The sequence below is a fragment of the Rivularia sp. PCC 7116 genome, from assembly GCF_000316665.1.
Lineage (GTDB): Bacteria > Cyanobacteriota > Cyanobacteriia > Cyanobacteriales > Nostocaceae > Rivularia.
Window position 1 is genome coordinate 3,461,623 of sequence record NC_019678.1, and the last position, 21,840, is coordinate 3,483,462.

Genomic DNA, 21,840 nt, shown 5'->3' on the forward strand with positions numbered 1-21,840 from the left:
CATCAATTTAATTAACTATTTTATTCATGATTAAATACATCAGGGATGATTACTTAACGCTCGGTTCGCTATTTTTCCGCGCCTCGTAAATAACTAATCAACCCATCATACTTCATTCAATTATGGAAAATATTGCTTATACTCATGCTGCTTTAAGCTATGAAGCAGAAGAAAATATCGAATTTGTTCCTTTTTTATTTGATTTTAATGCTTTTAGTGAAATCAATAGAAAAAATAAGTCTAGCTTCGCTACAATAAGTTTTTTATCTATATCGCTTGTCTTATTCTTTTTAAGCAGTATCGGACAAGCTTTAGCATTAGAAAAATATGGAAATAAAGGTGCGTCGGTTACAACTATTCAAAAGTGCTTAAAAGAATTAGGCTATTTCAATAGTTCAGCAACTGGTTATTACGGTTCGATAACTAAAAATGCTGTAATTAAGTTTCAGAAAGATAACGGACTCGGAATTGATGGTATTGTAGGCAGCGATACACAAAAAAATCTCCAATCTAAATGTTTGACTCAATCGTCAGCGAGTAAGCAAACTAAACAAGCAGACGTACTTCAACTTGGCAGTCGCAATCAAACTGTTAAAAAACTTCAGCAAGATTTAAAGCAATTAAACTACTTTGTTGGCAATCCTAGCGGTTATTTTGGGCCAATCACTAAAGATGCTGTCATTAAATTTCAGAAAGATAAGAATTTAACCGTTGATGGAATCGTTGGCTCAACGACTTTTTCCGCCCTCAAGCAAAGTTTAACCAAAGAGACTAATTTCGGTATTGGTGGTGAAAACTTTACTCTTCGTCTGGGTTCCAGAAGCGCGGAAGTTGCATCATTACAAAAGCGTTTGCAGCGATTGAATTATTTCAAAGGTAAGATTACTGGTTATTTCGGTCCTTATACCAGAGATGTAACAATCAGATTCCAAAAAGATAAGGGATTAACTGCCGATGGAATTGTTGGTGCAAAGACTCAACAAGCTATTGATAAAGCAATTCAACAATTAAAGTCAGCAAAACCCCCATCTAATAAAATTTTGCCTCTGGCTATCGGTTCTTGCAGCAACGGCAAATGCCCGACTCTACGATTTGGCGATAAAAATCGTTATGTGGCATACCTGCAAACTAGATTACGCCAATGGGGTTATTTCTCATCTAACCCCAACGGTAATTATGATTCCAAAACTGTAGAAGCCGTAAAACCATTCCAGCGAGACAATAAATTGCTTGTCGATGGTGCTGTGGGACCGCAAACTTGGCAGCGAATCGAAACTCCTAGGAAGCCTACAGTAAAAATATCGAATAAATGTAATAAACCCGTTCTTCAAAGAGGTGACAACAACGATTGCGTCATCATAGTTCAGCGCATATTGCGAGAACTGGGCTATTTCAAAAACAATCCCACAAGTTATTTTGGAAGTACAACTTGGGAAGCTGTAAAAAAATTTCAGCTTAACAACGAATTACCACCCAACGGTATTGTAGATTCGCAAACTTGGAAAGCATTAGGTAAATCGGAAAATCGCTATGCTGTAGTTATACCAGTAACCAGTCAGTACACTTTAGATGAAGTACGACGTATCGTACCCGATGCTTATATCCGTAATTCCAAATTAGGCAAGTACGTCCAGGTAGGAGAGTTTCAATACCCAGAAGGGGCGCAAAAATACTCTCAATATCTACGCGATCGCGGTTTTAATGCGCGGGCAATATCTACAGAAAAACTTTAGGTAATTGGGTAATAGGAGATATACAACAGGAAGAAAAACTTATTACCTATTACCCGCTACTTATTACCTATTGCCAATACCTTACAACTCAACATACATGCAATAATGATTGAGAATTTAATATTTAAGAGTTATAATTTTTCACTTACAACTTTATAACTCTAGCTTTTGGGAAGAGGTATTTACGATGTTATCTAACATACTCAAAATCATACTTGGCGTTTTCCTGGCGATGACTATTCTAGTAGGTGGTAGTGCAGCGCTTGCAATTTATTTTATGAATAGAACTTCTATCAATCCTCCTAAACCCGTTTTTTCTAATGATAAAGCTGCGGTGAAAGCTCAAGCTGCAAAAGCTCCGACACCGGGTGCAACAACTGCTGCTAATTCGAGTGCCAAAACCACTTCAAAACCAAAACCTACTCCTATAGAATCACCATTAGCAGAAGAAGAAAAACCATTACCTCCTGGTGCTTATCCTGCTACAGTAACCTGGCCTCAAGGTCTAATTTTGAGAGCGGAACCAAAACTTAATGCAGAACGTCTTGGTGGTATTGGGTTTAATGCAAAAGTTGTAGTTCTAGAATTAAGTAATGATAAAACTTGGCAAAAAATTCGCATTGAAGGTAGTGGAAAAGAGGCTTGGGTAAAAGCGGGCAATACAAAAAAAGTAGAATAATCAGTTTCTTCTAAGCACTGAGTTCAGTTATATATTGGTTTCGCGACAAAATAGTTAGACTAACAAGGCAATTTTCGGTAGCTGATAATATTAAACAAATGTGCTGAAAATTATAGTATTAATACAGTGTGTTTTACTCTTTACTTAAATTAGATTTAATACGGTTTTATCTAAAAGTTAAAAAAAGATTATTTACTTTAGAATTTAAAATCTATTAATGTATAATTGATACATATACTATATAAAAATTATGTGTAATTACTTTGATAGACAATATATTCGATCCTAATATCTGGTATATTTTGTATGGGTGCATGTAATGCCAGAAATATCAATGTCTAATTGTATGTGCATTTGAGGATTCTTAGATATTCAAATTGTGAATTTTAATTGCAATTAGTAGCCATTAATAGAAAGAGTAGCGTCTTAGAAAGACATAGCTGGTAATGATAGTAATAAATATTGCATTATCTTAGGTAAAAAATTACGAATAGCATCTTGTAAATAATCGCTAGCTATAGTAGTTTGTCAAAAACTACTCATATAAACTGCAAAAAATTTTCCTGTGAGATGAATACTATAACAGGGAATTTATTTCACTTAAAAACGATGAAAAGAAACGGTTCTGACTGCCATGATTTAGCCGTGGAAGCATCCCTAAACAATCGGGTTGTTCCCGTAATATTTGATTTCAAGTTGTTTGCCGATATCTGTGAGAAAATGCCCAACAATAGCAGACTTGCTTTACCTTTAATATCTGTTGTTACAACTCTAACAATACTGGGAAGTTCAGACGTAGTTTTTGGTTTACAGAGGGGAGATAATAATTCCGAAGTCAGGAATGTCCAGAGTTGCTTGAGAAGATTAGGTCATTATAATGGCCCAACAAACGGTAATTTTGGTTCAATGACCGAAGCTGCTGTAAGAAAATTTCAGCGAGCTAATGGAATATCTGATATCGGAAAGGTTGGCCCCAGAACACAAGCTGCATTACAACGCAAATGTGATCGCAGAGCTACAACTGTTTCTGCAAGTGATTGTCAGCGCGGGCTTAGAAGCGGTTGTGATGGTGCTGAGGTAAGAAGATTACAGCGGAATTTAAAAACTTTAGGCGTTTATAATGGCCCCATAACCGGTAGATTTCGCGGACTAACCAAAAGTGCAGTTATTAGATTTCAACAACAAAATGGTATAAGTCCAATTGGTGTTTTTGGTCCTCAAACTCAACGAGCAATGCGTTTAGCATTGAACCGGCGACGACCTAATCCACCCGGCAATACAAATCGTCCCGGTCGTTTTTGCGATTATAACAGAGAGATTATTCGCATTGGTTGTAGAAGCGAATGGGTAAGACAGCTACAGCAAAGATTGAAAGATTTAAATTACTTTAACGGAAATCCTACCGGCTATTTTGGTGAAGTTACTAGAAATGCTGTAGTCAGATTTCAGCAAGATAATCGTCTTCCCGTTACTGGAACGGTAGATTCAGTCACTTGGGGTAGAATTGCAAACCGCCCAACGGTTTCACCACCCACTTTACCACCAAGTATCATAACCGCTGGTAGCAGGGGTCCTCAAGTTGTAACTTTACAGCAAAACTTGAAGCAATTGGGTTATTTTTATGGTAATCCAACAGGCTTTTACGATAGGTCTACTCAAGAGGCTGTAATGAGATTTCAGCAAAGCTACGGTTTACCTATGACTGGAAATGTAGATCCCCGGACTTCTCAAACAATATTTCAAGTATTGAGAAGCGGAAGAGGAGGTATGGGAGGGGGTTCGGATTTTGAACCAATTTATCCCGGCGAGAACAATCAAAGAGTTGAAAAACTGCAAAACCGTTTAGTGGAATTAGGATTACTAAAAGCTAATCCTACCGGTTATTTCGGAGCTTTAACAAGAGAAGGTTTGCTTGCATTCCAACGGTATCAGGGATTATCCGAAACTGGATTTGTAGACGAAAATACTTGGAAAAAACTAGGGTTTAGTAATTCCCGCGAAAAACGTTATGTAATAGTTGTACCTTTGCAAAACCAAGATACTTACCGTTCAATACTTCAGTACGTGCCTTCAGCGCGAGTCGGTAAATCTAGATTAGGAGATTTTGTCAACGCAGGAGAATATATGCGGCGTAATGAAGCACAAAGACAAACTCAATATTTACGCGATATGGGTTTCGACGCAAGGGTGGACTATTTCTAAAATTATTTCATGAGGAGATAGGGACAAGGGACAAGGAGAAATTTAAACTTCTTAACTCTTAATTCCTAACTCCTAGCTATTATTAAGCGGCTAAAACAGAGGTATTAATCAATCTAGATTTAGATTTGAGTAATAATTCTGTAGCCTCTCGATCGCAAACAGCAGGACTAAAAAGATTTCCCTGCATCGATTCGCATTCTAAAATTCTGAGCAAATTACGTTGTTCTTCGGTTTCTACGCCCTCTGCAACAACAGAAAAATTCAGTCCATGCGCTAAAGCAATCATGGCTGTAATAATAGCAGCATCATTAGTATCATTAGTTAAATCTTTTACAAAAGATCGATCAATCTTTAAACAGTGAATCGGGAACTGCTTAAGATAATTAAAAGAACAATATCCAGTGCCAAAATCATCTATAGATATAGAAACACCCATATCATATAACTCAGTGAGAATTTTCGTACTGAAATCAACATTTTGCATCGCAGCACTTTCAGTAATTTCTAACTCTAAATATTGAGGAGATAACTGATTCTCAGCTAATATTCGCCGCACAGTCTCAACCAAGTCTGGTTGCTGAAATTGTCTGGGAGACAAATTAACCGCTACTCTTACAGGCTGACTACCCGTGATTTTTTGCCAATCTTTAGCTTGAGCGCAAGCAGCTTTTAAAACCCATTCGCTGATAGGCACGATTAACCCAGTTTCTTCAGCAATGGGAATAAACTTACTAGGAGAAATTAACCCAAATTTAGGATGTTGCCAGCGTAATAAGGCTTCAAATTTCTGAATTTCTCCTGTAGTAATATCAACTTGAGGTTGATAATATAACTTTAATTCATCTCTTTCCAAAGCATAATGCAAACTGTTTTCTAAACTAAGTAATTCTGAAGCTTGAGAATTAATAGTCGAATTATAAATTTGATAGTTATTTCTGCCTTGCAATTTTGCTCGATTCAATGCTGCATCAGCATTTTTTATTAAAGTTTCTCCATCTTTTCCGTGGTTGAGATAAACAGCAATCCCAATACTAGCGCTGACATGTAAAACATGATTATCGATCAAAAAAGCTGGCTTTAAAACTTTCAAAATTTCTTCAGCTATACGAGCAGCATCTCGGGTATCTTCAATTTCAGATAAAAGCAAAGTGAATTCGTCACCTCCCCAACGAGCAATCGTATCGCAAGAACGTACACACGTATTTAAACGCCGAGCAACACTTTGTAATAATTTGTCACCAATTTTATGACCTAAAGTTTCGTTGATAGTTTTGAATCTATCTAAATCCAGAAAACATACAGCGAGTTTACTCTTGCTTTGAGACGCTTTGATTAAAGAACCTAATAATCTTTGATAAAACTGCATCCGGTTAGGTAGATTGGTTAAAAGATCGTGATTTGCTTGATGCTGTATTTTTGCTTCTGCTCGAAAGCGTTCGCTAATATCCCGAAAACTCCATACCCTACCTACAATTTCACTACCAATATATTGTGGTTGGGAGTAACGCTCGAATATCCTACCATCTTTAAATTCAATCCAATCGTAAATTTGATTACTAGGATAGGTTTCTAGCTGCGAAGCCGAAATAAAAAATTCTTCAGGGTTTTTCAGCTGATTCGATACGAATTCTATTACTTGTGCATATTTGCCAGATGTCATTAATCTTTGGGGAATACCCCACATTTCCACCAATTTATGATTGTAACCAGCAATACAGCCTTTACTATCTACTAATAAAATACCGTCGGTAGTAGTTTCTAAGGTTGTTTTTTGCAAAGAAAGAGACTCTTCTAATTCTTTCTGTATGCATTGGTGTTTAGCAATCTCTTGATGCAATTCAATAGTACGCTGATTTACTTCATCTTTTAATTCAGAATTGATTATTTGGCATTTTTTAATATCGTTACGTAAAGATTTTTCTGTTAATAAGTTTTTGTAAGCAAGAGAAATTACACCTGCTATAGCCTGCAAAAAATTAATTTCTGTTGACTGCAGTGCTTTATCTATTAAGCAGTATTCTAAGCCTATAAAACCGATAAAATTACCTTTTAGGATGATAGGCAAAAGTAAAATTGAGGCAATTCCTCTTGCTTCAAAAAAAGCTTTTTCTTCCAGACTCACTTCTGCTATATTGCTCCAAACTAATTTACCTCGTAGTAACTTATCGGCTAAACTTGGAAAAATTTCTTCAACTGATTTATTTTCCAGAGAAACCCCATTACTTGAAGATAAAATAGCTGTATCTTGCCACTGAGCTTTCTGATTAATTACTAATTTATCGCTCGAAGGCTTTTTTTTATGTTCGCATATATAAATTCTACTAGGCTGATAAGTTAGTCTTAAGATTGAGAGAATCTCTGCATAGCATTCATCTTCACCATCAAAAGTCTCCAAAGCTTTCTCTAGATTAATAAGTGCTTCGATGTAAGTATGATTATTATCTCTAATCACTTCTAAATCATCTTTGGTATCAATTTTATATTGGTTATTTGCATCATCTTCTGTCTCTATTTCAAAATCATTTATTTTTAATTTACCAGAAGTACCAATCATTTGCCCTTTACTATTTAATAAAGCCTTTATAGAACTTTTCACTAGACAAACATTAGCGTAGCGAGTTTGATGGCGAGTGTTGTGGAGTCTTTCTTCTATATATTGTGCTTTGAGAATTTTAAATAATTCTAATTTCTGTATATATTCGCGGGGATAAACGTAATCAAGAAAACTATTTACAATAATCTGTATAACAGCAAATTCGGTTAGCTCTTTCCAAAGTGGATTAATAAATGTCAGTTTATCGAAATTATTTGCTTTAAATAGTATTTCTTCATTAATAATGCTAGAAACATAATTTATTTTATTTTGATAAGTTAGTAGTAGCTCCTGACGTAAATCTCGGCAGGGGATATATGTATTTGCCGTTTCTACTTTGAGCAGTGTTTGCAATTTATATTTTTTCATATACGAACACACTAGTCTCCCTCGCAAGCAGGTAAGAAAACCAAGCATTAGCAGCTTAATGGTACTTTATGATGGCTATCTATTTTTATGTTTGCCGCAATACTAAAGTAAAGTTGTCAGCCGATTATATGTTCTCTAATTATGTTACCAACACCTTTATTTGTTGATAATTATAATACTATGATGATTGGCTTTTATTTATGAAGTATTCATGTTTTGTATTTACAATATTAAATGAAGTATATCCTAGCTAAAGCATCCAAAAAACAAAGCAATATATCAACAAGTATTATCTTGTATCTATTTGCAAAACTTTAAATATTATTCTATTTTATAACTGATTATCAACTAGAATGGCAAATAATTAACTATCCAACAGGGATTATTCTGTATTTCTAATATATTTATATTATGGAATAAATTCTTTTATGAATTAACTATGTAATCAATTCAAAATACGATTAAATTGATACTCGTTAAAATATTTGATTAATATAATTAATTGTTTGTTAAAACCATTGTAGCTAAATATTATGTTGTTGCCTGAAACAAAATAAGATTTAGATTAATGCGGCGTTCAAATAATTGAGCATCTCAGAGACATATTATCCCAACAAGTTTTGTTTGGATATAATTTTTGAACTAGATTCAATACCAGCCCAAAGTCAGTTTTTATAATCAATTACAACAATTAATAAAAAGTATAGCAAACAACTTATACTGCTGTATAGAGAGAAAATACTTAAATGTATAAATTTATATATATTATATTTTGTTAGTTATCAATAGGCTGAGACTATGTTTTTAGCTCTTTTGCTCAAATACCACTCTAAACTATTGATTATAGGTTTTAAACACTTGGTAAAATTTGTTACTTTCTCAAAAATTGCTAATTACGTACACAATATTCTTCAAAATATAGTAATACTAAAGTCACGCAACTATAACCTAAAGTGTCTAAAAACTAGATATTGCAGTTTTAGTAAACAAAACTGCTTTGTTATAAAACCTTAACTCCAGTAAAAATATGGCAAGGCATTCTATCTTTATATAGAAACGCGTAAAAACTTCACAAGAGTAAAAAACGTCAGGTTTGTAACACTTTTTTTCTTATTTTATTCCATTATCTGTAATAAACAAGTCTAACTGTGTATTTCTTAAATAGCTGTTGAGATGACGGGTTCTTTGCTTGTTCAATACGAAATCATATTCTTTGAGTGCAAAGTATTTTTTTTGATTGTAGAAAAAATTGTCATAGTTTGGATGGAACAATTCAAGAAAAAATAACTTGTAGCCAATGTAGTTTAAACGACTTATCCTGGTAAAATCTTGCAGCACTTAAAGTTAAATAGAGGTTAAGATGAGACACGAAAAACTTTCTCCTGGAATATTATTAGCTTATGAGGACTATCACAGAGAAGGAAGTCAAGCATTAACAACCCACAGGCGTTCGCTTGGAATTGTTTCTCCTAGAAGTGCTTTGAAACCAATTCGTAGTGTAGTTTTTATTTATTGCGATCGAGAGGCTGACTTGAGTCATTTATCGCAGTACGGTATAAAAATAAATCAAAATAGGGGTGAAGTAAGAACTGCCTTTTTACCTATTGAAAGTTTAGACCGTTTATCAGAAGAACCAGCTATCGAGCGTATTAAGCCATCCCGAAAATTGCATTGGCGAATGGATGTTGCACCCGAAAAGGTGCAGCTACCAAAGTTTCAACAACAAAATTCACAATTAAGCGGTAAAGGTGTAATCGTCGGCATTATTGACAGCGGTATCGATCCAGCACATCCTGCTTTCGCAGGACGTATTGTACGTGTATGGGATCAAACTTTATCGGGAAAAGGAGTCGCAGAAGGTGGATACGGTGCTGAGTTAGAAGATAAATATTTATCAATGTCGCTTGATACCGACGGACACGGTACCCACGTAGCAGGAATTGCTGGAGGTTCCGATGAAGAATTTTGTGGAGTTGCACCGGAAGCAGAATTTATTATTGTCAAAACCGATTTACAGGATGCTCACATTGCCGATGCAGTCCGGTATATTTTCCGAGTTGCTGGCGAACTAGGACTTCCGGCTGTAGTAAATCTCAGCTTGGGTGGACATGCTGATGGTCATGATGGTAGTGATTCTCTTTCAAAAGTGATCGACGCTGAAACTGGTCCTGGAAGGATTGTGTGCGCTGCTGCGGGTAACGAAGGTAATGATAATATTCACGGTCAAACCAATATAAGCGCCGGTGAAATGAACACCATGCGTTTTTCTGCGCCCTTAAATCAAGTAGGTATAGTATGGTTAAACGGCTGGTATTCTAAAGAATCCGAACTAGAAATATCTGTACGAAGCCCCAACGGTTTTGTTACACCTTTTCAACCAGTTATTACTGACGATAATCCGGCACAGGAATATAACTTATCAGATGCAAAAATTGAAATAGTAACACCGGGCAAAGACCCAATGAACGGTGATTACAATTTCTTCGTACAGATACGTGGTACTGGTGAAGGCCAATTCAATCAACCCGTGCCCGGTGGCGTATGGCAATTGCGGTTACGTAATAAATCATCAAAAGACACCCGTGTAGACGTTTGGACTTTAGATGACGTAAGTTCGGTATTTTTTACTGGTAAAAGTATTGCCGATTCCGTCAAAATTGGTTCTCCTGGTTGTGCCGCAACTGCCGTCACAGTTGCTTCTTACACTACAAAAGCTAAATATATTGATATCGATGGAAAAGAGCGGAAAATGGGCTTAGAGTTAGATACCATCTCAGAGTTTAGCAGTGAAGGACCTTTACGCAATGATGCACAAAAACCAGATCTAGCTGCTCCCGGAGCAATGATAGTTTCAGCCCTTTCTAGCGATGCCAACTTGGATAGATCGATGATTATTAATTCCAAGTTTGTTGCATTAGCAGGAACTAGCATGGCGACACCTTTTGTTACCGGCTTAATTGCCCTACTTTTGCAGCGCAATCCCAAACTAGATCCCCAAGCTTTGAAAAAGTTACTTTACCAGAATAGTTCTATTCCTGGCAAAGATAAAGGAACATTTGATAAAAAATGGGGATTTGGGCTGATTAACGCGGAAAAACTGTAAATACTATTGTTCTTGAAATATTTTTAAGCCTATCAATTGAATTAAGGTCTACATAAAGATGGATTGGAATCAACTTTATACTTGATAGGCTTAAAAAGGGGCAAGTAAGATTGCTGTTACCTGCCCTTAATTCATTAACAGTTTATGAACTTTAGTAAGCTAGATACCGCTCTTATATTGGCTCTTAGAAACACTCAAGACCAATCAAAACCTTGCTTAGTAGTTTTTATTCATACACAATCAGCTATAGACTCTGCGGCAATTGCTGTTTTGGAAGGTTTTGGTGTCAGTGGTATCACGGCAAAAAGAGATGTGTTTACAGCAACCGTGTCGCCAAATGCAGTTTCTCAGCTTTCAGAACAGCCTTGGGTAAAGTATCTAAGGCTTTCTCAGGAACTACGTTTGGTTAGCGGGGATTAGGATAGTAAAAGTGTAGTTGATTGATAAGAAGGTAACTTTAATTGATACATGTAATTCAACCTTGAAGTTATTAAAAGTCCAATTTTTACTACAGCTATAGTGTTTTCATTAACTTACCTTAATCTTTGATTTCCCCTGTGCGAGCTGTCACACACAGTCATAAACTGATTAGTGAGAGCTTCAAGGCAGTCTGGAGAAATATAAATGAAAAAAGTTTTAGGTATTATTCTTGGTGGTGGTGCGGGTACCCGTCTTTATCCGCTAACAAAGTTCCGTGCTAAACCAGCAGTACCCTTAGCTGGTAAATATCGCTTAATAGATATTCCGGTTAGTAACTGTATCAATTCAGAAATATTTAAAATTTATGTTTTAACGCAGTTCAATTCGGCTTCCCTCAACCGTCACCTTGCTCGAACCTACAGCTTTGCTGGTTTTACCGAAGGTTTTGTAGAAGTGCTTGCCCCCCAAAAAACTCCAAGCAGTTCAAACTGGTTCCAAGGTACTGCCGATGCGGTGCGCCAATATCTATGGCTTTTTGAAGATTGGGATATAGATGAGTATCTGATTTTATCAGGCGACCACCTTTATCGCATGGACTACCGCCAATTTATCCAACGTCACCGGGAAACTGGTGCTGATATTACTTTATCGGTAGTTCCAATAGAGGAGCGTGGTGCTTCTGCTTTTGGCTTAATCAAAATTGATGATACCGGTAAAATCATCGATTTCAGCGAAAAACCCAAAGGGGAAGCTTTGAAGCAAATGGCTGTTGATACAACTGTATTGGGATTGGATACAGACCAAGCAAAACAAAAGCCTTATATTGCCTCAATGGGAATTTATGTCTTTAAAAAACAAGTTTTACTCGACTTGCTAAAACATTCAAAAGACCAAACCGATTTTGGTAAAGAAATTCTTCCTGCTGCATTAAATAAATACAACGTTCAAGCTTTCTTGTTCGATGATTACTGGGAAGATATTGGAACCATTGAGGCTTTTTATGATTCCAATTTGGCACTAACTCAGCAACCAACTCCACCTTTTAGCTTCTATGATGAAGAAGCACCGATTTACACGCGTTCTCGTTACCTGCCTCCCACTAAGCTATTAAATTGCCAGATAGCACAGTCTATGATTGGAGAAGGTTGTATCCTCAAAGATTGCCGCATTGTCAACTCAGTTTTAGGAGTGCGATCCCGCGTTGAATCTGGATGCAATATTGAAGATACGCTAATTATGGGATCGGATTTTTATGAGCCTTATGCTGAGCGTCAGTCCGACTGTAGCGACGGTCCTGTTAGTTTAGGTATCGGAGCAAACACTACAATTCGCCGCGCCATAATTGACAAAAATGCTCATATTGGTTGCGACGTACAAATTATCAACAAAGATAACGTTGAAGAAGCCGATCGTGAAGAAAAAGGCTTCTATATCCGCAGCGGTATTGTAGTAGTACTAAAAAATGCGGTGATAGCAGACGGAACAATTATTTAACCAATAGTCATTAACAAGATTGAAACTCGGATAGCATGAAAGTTGTTAGCAAGATATCTAACAGCTACCAACTATCAGTTAATCGGGATTTATCTATTTCTCAATCTCTATTAGAACCTGGGCAAGAAGAATTTTAATACTTCCTTAATCTCAAATCTCTAATAAGATAGTTAATTTAGATTCTCCTACCACCTTTGCAAAAGCTACGGTGTACACATATTAGAATCTGTTATTGCCGAGCTTAACGCACCACCAGATTGGTGGTGCGTTGAAACTAACTTCTAGAACGCACCCGTTTGTCTGAGAATGCCATAGCTAGAAAAATGTGCTTTCGTTACAATTCCTCTGTAAAAAAAATGGCAAGCCTGCCCATTTTTGTAGGAATACGTCGGTAAGCTTTGACAGTCAAAATGCGCCTCAACTTGAACAAGCAATATTAACCGCTAGGCTTTGATATTTTGACCTTCAATAGTACGGAAATTTCACTGTTTTGGACTAGCAAGAACCGCACCTAAAAATTATTTAATATTTGTTAATTTAATGTCAGAGCCAGAATGTCCATAATTATAATCTGGGCGCTATATTGGCTTAATTTATACATAGAAAAATATTGAAAATATACCAATTAGGAGGCTAGTAGATGGCTGCAACCGACTTCAAGGATTATTATCAAATTTTAGGAGTAAATAAAAGTGCCACTCAGGAAGATATAAAAAAAGCTTTTCGTAAATTAGCCCGCAAATATCATCCTGATGTTAATCAAGGTAACAAGCAAGCCGAGGCACGTTTTAAAGAAGTTAACGAAGCATACGAAGTTTTATCAGACCCCGAAAAGCGTCAAAAATACGATCAGTTCGGTCAATATTGGAAGCAAGTCGGACAAGGTTTCCCCAATGGTGCTGGTGGTGCTGGGGTAGATATGAATGGCTTTGATTTTGGTCAATACAGTAGCTTTGATGATTTTATTAACGAATTATTAGGACGTTTTGCCGGTGGAAACCGTGCAGGCGGACAGAGTTATTCCTATCGGACTTCAACTGGGGGTGCTAGTGGATTCGGTGGATTTAATGACTTTGGTGGTTTCCAAGACATGGGTCGAAACTCTGCCCAAGACAGCGAAGCGACTATTACCTTAAGCTTTGCAGAAGCTTTTAATGGCGTACAAAAGCGGTTTAACTTGGGTAATGAAACTATCGACGTTCGCATACCAGCTGGAGCAAAACCTGGTAGTCGCTTACGAGTTAGAGGCAAAGGTCCGGTTAGCCCTTCAAGTCAAAGACGTGGCGATTTATATCTTGTAGTTGAACTGGGAACCCACCCATTTTTCAAGTTTGATGGCGATAACTTAGTATGTGAAGTACAGATTACTCCTGATGAAGCGGTATTAGGAGCAACTATTGAAGTACCGACACCCGACGGTATGGTTGATGTCAAAATTCCAGCCGGAGTGCGGAGCGGGCAATCATTACGTTTACGTGGAAAAGGTTGGCGCAATCGTAACGGCGCTCGCACTGACCAATTAGTTAAGATTGCGATTGCTACACCAAAAAACATCAGCGAACAAGAACGAGAATATTATGAGAAAATTCGGGATATTCGTACCTTCAATCCCCGCAGTAATTTACAGCAATTTAGACTATAGCGATTGGTTAAACGCTATGAGAGTGGGGTAGACCTACTCTTTTTTTTGCCGAATAATTAAAAGTAAATATTAAAAAAATTATTAAACCCGGTTTTCTAAAAAACCGGGTTTTTAAAGAAGGTAAAGTATTAATTCTTTGTTACTTGTATTTATTACTTATTTGAAATTGGAATCGATGCAAGACAGTAAAGTTTCTATGCTGGCATTATGGTCTAAAAACGAAAATAAATGTTTATAAATCAGTTTCCCTTGTTTATCTAAAATAAATTGTCCGGGTAAAGGGGCACCCAATGCTTGCCCAACTCCATAACTACGAAATACTCTACAGCTAGGGTCGCTCAATAAAGGCATTCTTAAACCTAAATCTTTTACAACTATTTGACTTTGACGTTCGTCAGTACTTGTAATTAGTAAAACTTCTACACCCCTATTTTGAAATTGTTCGTAGTTTTCATTTAAAGCTTTGATATGGGGGAAACAGAAAGGACAATATTGCTTTTCAGTAAAAATGCGCGTTAATGCCACAATTACTGGCTGTTTATTTTGATAATTTGATAATTTAACTAAGTTACCGTTTGTAATATCTGGAAGTTGAAATTGAGGTGTCAATTCTCCCAATCGGAAATTATTCTCAGCGGGAATTGGTAGAAAATTATGTAAAAATCGCTCGTTGAATAAACCACTAAAATCAGTAGAAGTTAACATTTTGAATACTTTTATTTTGAAATTATATTAATAAATCTACTTATTTAATTTGCTAAATATCTCTATTAAAGTATGGTTAATGGTAACTTGATTACCGCTAACCATACTTTAATCAGCTGCCAAAAAACTAAATTGCAGAGAAATATACTTTGGACTTCTCTGGGTCGGGATTCATTGTTTTATCGCCCGGTTGCCAACCAGCAGGACAAACTTCATCGGGATGAGATTGAACGTATTGAATAGCTTGTAATGTCCGTAATGTCTCCTCTACATTACGACCAAAGGACAAGTTATTGATGGTAGCATGTTGAATTACACCATCTTTGTCTATAATGAACAAACCGCGCAAAGCTACACCTGCTTCTGGGTCTAACACGTTGTAAGCAGCGCTAACTTCTTTCTTTATATCCGATACTAAGGGATAATTTAAGTCACCCACTCCACCAGACTTACGGTCTGTTTGAATCCATGCTAAGTGGGAAAATTCGCTGTCAACGGAAACACCAAGTACCTCAGTGTTGAGCTTTTTAAATTCTTCGTAACGGTCGCTAAAAGCTGTAATCTCAGTAGGACAGACAAATGTAAAGTCTAAAGGATAGAAAAACAGAACGGCATACTTACCGCGATAGTCGGAAAGCTTGACTGTTTTGAATTCTTGATCGACTACTGCTGTAGCTGTGAAATCCGGAGCCTGCTGACCAACTCGGAGGCATCCTTCTGATGAATAAGTAAGGGGCATTATAATTAATTCTCCTCGGGGCTATATTTTTGCAGCATCGCAAATCTCGGTGGTCTATATAACGTTCACCGATTTGACGCTTTGATTATTTAATTACGAACTGTTACAAATAATATCATACTCATAACGATTTCTCGTTTGGAAATGGGAGATTTAGATACTCGAGAATGGTTGTTGACTAATGGCTTGGGAAGTTTTGCAAGTGGTACAGTTTCCGATGTCCGCACTCGCACTTACCATGGTTGGTTATTTGCTGCAACAAGTCCACCTTCTGGGCGCACTTTGTTGATGTCACACTTAGAAGCTAGCTTAGAATTACCTCATAAAGTAATAACCTTGGGGACTAATTTTTGGGCTAGCGGTCAAATCGAACCGCAAGGCTACAAACTGCTACGTTCGTTTGATATTAACCCAGTTCCCGAATGGACTTGGGGCGAACAAGGCTGGCAATTGAGCAGGCAAATATTTATGCCATATGGATTGCAGGCAAATGCAGAAGCACAGAAGGAAAAACAAGACTTTGGTGATTCAATACTCGGTACTAACCAAACACCATTCCGAGACCGCGTATTGATTCAGTATCGCTATCAAGGTAGGGATACCGCCGTTTTGAGGCTGAGGTTGCTAGTTGGCGATCGCGACTTTCACCATCAGCAAAAAGGAGGTTCTCAATTGCAGTTTTTGCAACAGCTTAATAAGGGACAGCTTTGTTTGCAATCAAAAAATGCAAATGAATTTGGTACGCCTTGGCATTTGCGTTGGAGCAAAGGTACTTATCAATCGAACGGTATTTGGTACTGGAATTATGGTTTACCCGAAGAGAGTCGTAGAGGATTGTGTGACATAGAAGACCTTTATAGCCCAGGCTACTTAAGTATTGTTTTGGAATCTGGAGATACTGTAACACTAGAGGCGCAACTTGGTTTTCCTGATGAATCGAATATTGCTCTCAATTGCGAAAGTTTTAACCGAGAAATATTAGCAGAGCAAAAGAGGTTATCGCAGATTTTTGGATGGGAAAACTATGAAGAGAGCGAAGGAAATAAGTTAAAGTTTTGCAACCCTTCTACTTCCCTACCTCCAAAAAATGTAATTTGGCAAAAACTATTACGTGCTAGCGATCAATTTATAGTCCATAGAGCGTCAATTGATGGTCCGACAGTAATTGCAGGGTATCACTGGTTCAATGATTGGGGACGGGATACTTTAATTGCTTTACCAGGTATAGCGATAGTACCGCAACGTTTTGAAATAGCCAAAGGATTGTTGCAAACCTTTGGACATTACTGTCGTCAAGGTTTGATTCCTAATGCTTTTCCTGATGCTGGTGGCGAACCTTTTTACAATAGTATAGATGCAACATTGTGGTGGATTGAAACTTTAGGTATCTATTTAGAAGCTACCCAAGATTGGAAATTTTTAGCAGAACAGTATCCCATTGTCCGAAAAATCTATAAAGCATTAGTTGGCGGTACAAATTACAAAATTAATGTTGATTCTACGGATGGTTTATTAAGTTGGGACGCTGCTGGTGTAGCTCTTACTTGGATGGATGCTGTGGTGGAAGGTACTCCTATAACTCCTCGTCGCGGTAAGCCAGTAGAAATCAATGCTTTATGGTATTCCGCTTTATGCTGGGCTTCACGATGGGCAGAAATATTAAGCGAGCAGCATTTTGGTGAAGAGGGAGTCCGATTCGCAAATCAAGCCCGGAGGTATAGTCAGCAAGCCGAACAGGTAAAGCAGTCGCTGCAAAAATTCTGGAATCCTAAAGCTTGCTATTTATACGACACCATCGAACCGGATGATTGTCGCAATTCTCAAATTAGACCAAATGCAGTTTTAGCACTTTCACTAAGCCACTGCGGCTTTTCTGGTAAGCAAGGGTATCAAGTACTCGAACGAGCAGCAAAAACCTTACTTACTCCCTACGGACTCCGCTCTCTCGAACCCTCAGATCCCGAGTACATCGGAAAATACATTGGCAATTTAGTTAGTCGTGACGGTGCTTATCATCAAGGTACTGTTTGGAGCTGGTTAATTGGTCCTTTCATCCGGGCTTGGCAGCGTTTTCATAAAGATGAAGCCTTACCTTTTGATTGGGAACCCTTAATACAACATTTTTTATCAGATGCTTGTCTTGGCTCAATTTCGGAAATTTTTGATGGCGATGAACCGCACCAGCCAAAAGGAGCCGTAGCTCAAGCTTGGTCTGTTGCTGAGGTGATTAGACATTACCACGATTTTTAGAGGGGGAGTGGGGAGTTAGGAGTAGCAAGTAGCAAGTAACATTCATGGCGATATTTATTCATTGTCTTATGGCAATCGGAAATTAAATATTCATTACTCGCTACTTTTAGAATCTTCACCATTTCCCCCCGAGCCGCACGCCACCCAGGGCGGATTACGCCATTTCTCTCAAGCTTGGGACGAGTACCCACCAGAGGATTTACCATCCCCCTACCTTTTCATCTTGCAGATAGCGCAGGTAAAATAAGTTATAGGATTGACATATTTGCCAATCCCTAAGCTGTTAACTAATTAATTTAATGGCTCAGGTGCGACTCGAACGCACGACCAAGGGCTTATGAGTCCCCTACTCTAACCAACTGAGCTACTGAGCCAAATTTTATTTGATTATCAATATATCATATAAACAAAGTCTTGACTAGCATTTGAATAAATTATTTTTTAAGCAGATAATTGAGAATCAAAATCTGTTAACCGTTATCTGCAAGAAGCTAATAAGGTATACCAATTAAAAGCAAAAGAGGGAGACATTCTCCCTCAACCTTCCAAGGCAATTATCTAGATGCTAATCAATCGGAAATTATTTGCGAGGAGGAAGGAAAGCTACAGGGTTAACAGCTTTTTTGCCACCTTTACGGATTTCAAAGTGCAGGTGAGGACCAGTACTAAAGCCGGTGCTACCCATTAAAGAAATTCTTTGACCTTGCTGTACGCGCTGACCTTTACGCACAACAATCTTGCTGTTATGAGCGTAGCGAGTCAAGGTACCATCAGGATGACGAATATCGACTAACTTACCGTAACCGCCGCGATTCCAACCAGCAGATACAACGACACCATCTGCTGCTGCATGAATGGGGGTACCTGTGGGGGCTGCGATGTCAATTCCTTTATGCATTCTTCCCCAGCGAGGACCGAAACCAGAGGTGAAAACACCTTTAGCAGGCCATACAAAACCTTTTGAAGGTGGTTTTGACTCGTCAATAGGTTTGGGTAAATATCTATCAACTGCTGCCAATGGAGGTAGCCCTGGAGATAGTGTTGTTTTTACAACCGAGGAAGATTGAGAACGACCGCTAAAACTTGAAGAAGGTCTTACTACCCTTACACCTCTACTACGAGAGAAATTAGGATTAATATCCTGGCTTGGTGAAGGAACCGGGATCGCCACTGCTGCGGTGTTAGGTCTAGCAACGCGAATGGGTACCGAAGCTTTGCCTACTATAGGCTTTGTTACAGGAATAGGTATAGAAGCTGATGCTGGTTTGCGAACAGGTACTTCTACTGAGTTTGTAGTAGTATTTGCCTGGGGTACAACCACTCCAGATTGTTGAGTGCGGTATTTTTCCCGCAATCTTTCGATTTCTGCTTTTAATTTACGAAGACGCTCATTTCTAGAAACTTTTCTCGCTAAAGCATTACGTCTATCAGCGAGTTGCATTTCTGAAAATACAGAAGGTACGGGAGTATCGCCACCTACGCCGAAAGAATTTACACTATTGTCGGCGTTAACAACAGAAGATGAAAACTGCGAATCATTCTTTGCAGTTGAATCCGATGCAATTGCAACAACATTACTATTGCTTTGGGCACTAGGAACAATCAACTGTTGATTGACCTTTAATTCGTTGGGGTTAGACAATTGATTGGCTTTTGCTAGTTTGGATACCGAAGTACCGTAGTTGCTAGCTATTTTGGCAAGAGTGTCCCCAGGTTTAACTAAGTGCGCTGCTGCTATTGCAGTTGGTGCTGCTACTGTTGAGTCAACTGCTGTTGGAACTGTTACAGCTTGTTGTACCGGATTAACACTAGATGGAAGTTTGGCAGTTTCTGATGCAGTGTTGGTAATTGCTGTTGATGTTTGCTCAACTTGAGTTTCCTGCTGCGTTTTCAACGCTGCTGGCTTCACACTTTCAACCGAAGTCGAACGTAGCTTATTAAGACTTGCTTTTAAGCGGTTCGATTTTTGCTTTAAACGGTTAAGTGCAAATTTTTGTTGAGCTTCGAGCTGAGTGTTGCCAGATAAAGCAACCTCTTGAGCATCAACAGATGGTGGAGCAATTGTAATATTTTTACTTTGGGTGCTATTTGCAGTGGTAATAGCTCGGGAAATAATCCGTCCCTTAGCCACTTGCGGCACGGAGTAAACTGTATTGCTACTTGCTGCTGTTACACTTTTGCTAGGTGTTTGTACTCCGAACTGAACAGACTTCGGACTTGAGGCAACACGTAATCTAGCTCCAAACCCATTTGCCTTCGAGATTGCTGTCGGCTCCACTACGGTAGGACTCGTTGCCCCAATATCGCTGGAGATAGCTTTAAAAGACCGCTTTTGTGTGGGAACAAACTTTATCTCATCGGATGCAGCAGGAATTGTAGAGGCGGTATTTTCATTGCCTACAGGTTCTGCTGCTAGGGCTTGGTCGCTTTGTCGAGTCACGAAAAGGCTGGTTGCTCCCATCGAGATTGCTAAGCCAATCATGGCGGCTTTAGGCATCCGACGCTTAACCTGCGGAGTAACTAAGCTACTGTGATCTATCGAAGCATCATTATTACTAATATGACTTTCTAACACAGCTTTCATTTTCTTCTTCAATGCTCGTTTCAAAGACAACCTCCTACGATCGCTAGCGCTTAACCGAGCTCGATTTACTTATTTCAACAAAATTCAATGATTTGAATCACTCAGAATAATAGATCGAGATCACATTTACCAGAGATACTTAGGCAAGATTAACCCGGTTCTCTGTTTTAGACAAGTTAACACTGTACTAGTAAAAATCAACTTTTTGTGCTTACTTATCTATGCTGTTGACTACACCCTAATTTAGTTTTCCTTGATACAGACATATACATTTACATCTGCTTCAAGAAAACATCAAACTTTATAAGTAAGAACAATAATAAAGCTTCATGTTCGGACCATTACTACCTTAATCGGCAGCAATTTTCAGGAATAAGCATATATCTTGCTGTAATTTTTAAGCAGCAGTTGCAACCTATCCCACCCTCCCAATCGAGACTTTACGTTGATTTTTCCCCAAAGTACAACCGTATTTACTCGCAAGTACATTTGCGCTTCAAAAAAATCTCAGGGATTGCAACAAAGGCTCAACTGCCCTGCCATAACAAACTTTACCCAAACCAAAAGCAATTATCGGGATAATTCCAATTAACAAAAATCTATGATTCGATTTCAAGAAAACTTTAAACTATATATACAAATTTCTTATATAAGAACGTTACTGCACTTAAGTATTTTTCACTATTAATGAAATAGACAACAAATTAAAAGTAACATGTAACACATTATTTTTATTCTATAACAGGTATTTATTCTATAAATAATCAAGTTGGATAGATATTTTATGGTTTTCCAGAAATTATCACTTAGGTAATATAGCCAAATAAATATATATATATATTTGAAGCAGGAGAATTGCGCTCAAGAGAGATACCCTAAAAAACGACGAGCCTCAAACAAACTTATAGCAACACTTACAGAAAGATTTAAGCTGCGAACTTTGGCTTCTTTCATCGGAATATGAAGGGTTGCATCACATTCTGCTAAGACATCGCTTGGTAAGCCCGTGGTTTCACTGCCAAATAGAAGCCAATCGGTTGGTTGATACTCATAAGCTGTGTAATTAAAATTACCTCTAACGCTGAAACCTAATAATCTTCCTCCACGCTGTTGATGAAAGACTTTGAAGTCTTCTAGAGATTGATGATTATGCAGCTTTACGTAAGGCCAATAATCTAAGCCTGCTCGCTTTAGATAACGGTCAGTGATTTCAAAACCTAAAGGACCAACTAAGTGCAATTCGGTACCTGTAGCTGCACAAGTACGGGCAATATTACCTGTATTTGGAGGAATTTGCGGATGGACTAAAACTATCTGTGGCATTGGC

The 21,840-nt window shown here is 37.9% G+C and carries 13 protein-coding genes and 1 tRNA gene; 8 read left to right on the forward strand and 6 right to left on the reverse strand.

The window, feature by feature from the left end; genetic code table 11:
• Positions 1–122 precede the first annotated feature (122 nt).
• From RIV7116_RS13570 to RIV7116_RS13580, 3 genes are all read left to right on the forward strand, one after another.
• Positions 123–1,733 carry a peptidoglycan-binding protein gene (locus RIV7116_RS13570; RefSeq protein ID WP_015118870.1) on the forward strand — a complete coding sequence of 537 codons (1,611 nt, stop codon included), beginning with the start codon at positions 123–125 and terminating at the stop codon, positions 1,731–1,733.
• Positions 1,734–1,920: 187 nt separating this feature from the next.
• Positions 1,921–2,412, forward strand: a complete 492-nt coding sequence (locus RIV7116_RS13575) for an SH3 domain-containing protein (protein ID WP_015118871.1) — start codon at positions 1,921–1,923, stop codon at positions 2,410–2,412.
• 570 nt (positions 2,413–2,982) lie between these two features.
• The gene (locus tag RIV7116_RS13580) at positions 2,983–4,614 is read left to right on the forward strand and encodes a peptidoglycan-binding protein (protein WP_015118872.1); all 1,632 of its coding nucleotides are present in this window, start codon (positions 2,983–2,985) and stop codon (positions 4,612–4,614) included.
• 82 nt (positions 4,615–4,696) lie between these two features.
• Here the strand turns inward: RIV7116_RS13580 and RIV7116_RS33845 are convergent, their stop codons facing one another.
• Complete coding sequence (locus RIV7116_RS33845) at positions 4,697–7,576, reverse strand: EAL domain-containing protein (RefSeq protein WP_232435796.1); 2,880 nt, start codon at positions 7,574–7,576, stop codon at positions 4,697–4,699.
• Positions 7,577–8,936: 1,360 nt separating this feature from the next.
• On the opposite strand from RIV7116_RS33845, the gene RIV7116_RS13590 reads away from it, so the two are divergent.
• The 4 genes from RIV7116_RS13590 to RIV7116_RS13605 all read left to right on the forward strand — a co-directional run bounded on the left by RIV7116_RS13590 (position 8,937) and on the right by RIV7116_RS13605 (position 14,235).
• A complete protein-coding gene (locus RIV7116_RS13590) occupies positions 8,937–10,679 on the forward strand; it encodes a S8 family peptidase (RefSeq protein WP_015118874.1) in 1,743 nt (580 codons plus the stop codon).
• A gap of 144 nt (positions 10,680–10,823) precedes the next feature.
• Positions 10,824–11,099 (forward strand): hypothetical protein, encoded by a 276-nt coding sequence (locus tag RIV7116_RS13595; RefSeq protein ID WP_015118875.1) that lies wholly within the window; start codon positions 10,824–10,826, stop codon positions 11,097–11,099.
• A gap of 204 nt (positions 11,100–11,303) precedes the next feature.
• Positions 11,304–12,593, forward strand: a complete 1,290-nt coding sequence (locus RIV7116_RS13600) for a glucose-1-phosphate adenylyltransferase (protein ID WP_015118876.1) — start codon at positions 11,304–11,306, stop codon at positions 12,591–12,593.
• A 640-nt stretch (positions 12,594–13,233) separates the two neighbouring features.
• Positions 13,234–14,235 (forward strand): DnaJ C-terminal domain-containing protein, encoded by a 1,002-nt coding sequence (locus RIV7116_RS13605; protein WP_015118878.1) that lies wholly within the window; start codon positions 13,234–13,236, stop codon positions 14,233–14,235.
• A 156-nt stretch (positions 14,236–14,391) separates the two neighbouring features.
• On the opposite strand, the gene RIV7116_RS13610 is transcribed toward RIV7116_RS13605, so the two are convergent.
• A complete protein-coding gene (locus RIV7116_RS13610) occupies positions 14,392–14,940 on the reverse strand; it encodes a redoxin domain-containing protein (protein ID WP_015118879.1) in 549 nt (182 codons plus the stop codon).
• A gap of 127 nt (positions 14,941–15,067) precedes the next feature.
• Positions 15,068–15,679, reverse strand: coding sequence for a peroxiredoxin (locus RIV7116_RS13615; protein WP_015118880.1), 612 nt, complete (start codon positions 15,677–15,679; stop codon positions 15,068–15,070).
• Positions 15,680–15,823: 144 nt separating this feature from the next.
• Between RIV7116_RS13615 and RIV7116_RS13620 the strand changes: the two genes are divergently transcribed.
• On the forward strand, positions 15,824–17,929 hold the full coding sequence (locus RIV7116_RS13620) for an amylo-alpha-1,6-glucosidase (protein ID WP_015118881.1): 2,106 nt from the start codon (positions 15,824–15,826) through the stop codon (positions 17,927–17,929).
• Between the two features lie 300 nt (positions 17,930–18,229).
• Here the strand turns inward: RIV7116_RS13620 and RIV7116_RS13630 are convergent.
• The 3 genes from RIV7116_RS13630 to RIV7116_RS13640 all read right to left on the reverse strand — a co-directional run bounded on the left by RIV7116_RS13630 (position 18,230) and on the right by RIV7116_RS13640 (position 21,836).
• Positions 18,230–18,303, reverse strand: a tRNA-Met gene (locus RIV7116_RS13630).
• A 206-nt stretch (positions 18,304–18,509) separates the two neighbouring features.
• Entirely contained in the window at positions 18,510–20,513 is a 2,004-nt protein-coding gene (locus RIV7116_RS13635; protein ID WP_015118882.1) for a peptidoglycan DD-metalloendopeptidase family protein, read from the reverse strand.
• A gap of 861 nt (positions 20,514–21,374) precedes the next feature.
• Entirely contained in the window at positions 21,375–21,836 is a 462-nt protein-coding gene (locus tag RIV7116_RS13640) for a tRNA (cytidine(34)-2'-O)-methyltransferase (RefSeq protein ID WP_015118883.1), read from the reverse strand.
• Between the last annotated feature and the right edge of the window lie 4 nt (positions 21,837–21,840).